The sequence below is a fragment of the Thermodesulfatator autotrophicus genome, assembly GCF_001642325.1.
Taxonomy (GTDB): domain Bacteria; phylum Desulfobacterota; class Thermodesulfobacteria; order Thermodesulfobacteriales; family Thermodesulfatatoraceae; genus Thermodesulfatator; species Thermodesulfatator autotrophicus.
In genome coordinates, this window is record NZ_LSFI01000077.1 from 1 (window position 1) to 1676 (window position 1676).

Consider the following 1676-nt stretch of genomic DNA (forward strand, 5'->3'; position numbering starts at 1 on the left):
TGCGGACACAGTTGACGAAACACTATGAAATTTTTCCCTCGCCGATAAAAACGGTTTTTTAAATTTGACTTTTGCTCAGGTCTTAAGTATTTTCCACCGCTGGAATGTATAATAGGAGGATTGTGTCATGGCCTCGGTTGTTATTGTAGGTACCCAGTGGGGTGATGAAGGTAAAGGTAAAATAGTTGATTTACTTACGGCTTACGCCGATGTTATTGTTCGTTTTCAGGGTGGGAACAACGCCGGCCATACTATTATGTTTGACGGCCACAAGTTTATTCTCCATCTCATCCCTTCTGGCATATTTCACGAAAGTAAAAAATGCCTTATTGGAAACGGCGTGGTGATAGACCCATCGGTCCTGCTTCAGGAGATAGATAATCTGACTAGCAAAGGCATCCCTGTTGAGCCTGGAAGGCTTTTAATCAGTGAACGCGCCCATCTCATTATGCCGTACCATAAAGCCATTGATCTGGCCCGCGAGGCCAAGGCCGGAAAGACCAAAATTGGCACTACCGGCCGCGGCATAGGCCCTTGCTACGAAGATAAAATCGCCCGTCGGGGTATAAAAGTAGGAGACCTTTTAGATAAAGAGCTTTTCCATGAAAAACTTTCAGAAATACTTGAGGAAAAGAATTTTTATCTTGAGAAGTATTTAGGAGCAGATGGTTTGTCTTTTGATGAAATTTTTGAGAGCTATTTGCGCATGGGGGAAAGGCTTGCGCCTTATGTAGCCAATGTAGCGATAGAGCTTGAAAAGGCCCGCCAGCAAAAAGCACGAATCCTTTTTGAGGGCGCTCAGGGCACCCAGCTTGATATTGATCACGGCACTTATCCTTTTGTTACTTCCTCTAATACCGTAGCCGGAGGGGCCTGTCACGGGGCAGGGGTAGGCCCTACTACCATTGACGAAGTCATGGGAATATGTAAAGCCTACACCACCAGGGTAGGTGGGGGGCCGTTTCCTACCGAGCTTTCTGACGACACCGGGCTTCACCTGCGCGAACGCGGCGGGGAGTATGGTTCTACCACCGGGCGCCCGAGACGCTGTGGCTGGCTTGACGGTGTGGTACTAAAAGAAGCCGTGAGACTAAACGGGCTTTCCTCTCTTACTATTACCAAGCTTGATGTGCTATCTGGCCTTGACCCCTTAAAAGTTTGTGTGGCTTATGAGTATGATGGAAAGCGCCTGGAAAATATTCCAGGAAATATCAAGGTTTTTTCTAACTTAAAACCCATTTACGAAGAATTACCTGGCTGGCAAGAGGACATTTCAGGTATAAAAAAACTTGAAGATTTGCCAGAGAATTGTAAAAATTATCTGAAATTTATTGAAGAGTTTACCGGGGTTCCTGTTAATATAGTTTCTGTCGGCCCTTCGCGTGACCAAACTATTGTTTTGAGGAATCCCTTTGAGTCGTAAATATGAAAGAACGGGTCCTTATAGCCAATAGAGGGGAGATCGCCCTGCGCATAATGGAAGCCTGTGAGGCTTTAGATCTGGATTATGTGGTTGTCTATGCTCCAGGAGATGAGCAAAGCCTTCACGTAAAGATTCCTCAAGCCAAAGGTAAGCCCTGCTTTCGCATTTCCAGCTATCGCGATGCTAATGATATTTTAGCCGTGGCCGATGAGGCCAAATGTACAGCCATTCACCCTGGGTATGGTTTTTTTTC

At 45.9% G+C, this 1676-nt stretch carries 2 protein-coding genes; both read left to right on the forward strand.

Annotated features, from left to right (window positions below):
• The first annotated feature begins 127 nt into the window (after positions 1 to 127).
• Positions 128 to 1423, forward strand: coding sequence for an adenylosuccinate synthase (locus tag TH606_RS10725; RefSeq protein ID WP_068543924.1), 1296 nt, complete (start codon positions 128 to 130; stop codon positions 1421 to 1423).
• A gap of 2 nt (positions 1424 to 1425) precedes the next feature.
• Positions 1426 to 1676 (forward strand): biotin carboxylase N-terminal domain-containing protein (locus tag TH606_RS10730; RefSeq protein ID WP_331710698.1); only part of this gene is annotated, 251 nt, incomplete at its 3' end.

Coding starts and splice junctions, on each gene's coding strand:
- TH606_RS10725 (WP_068543924.1), top strand. CDS start 128: ATGGCCTCGGTTGTTATTGTAGGTACCCAGTGGGGTGATGAAGGTAAA.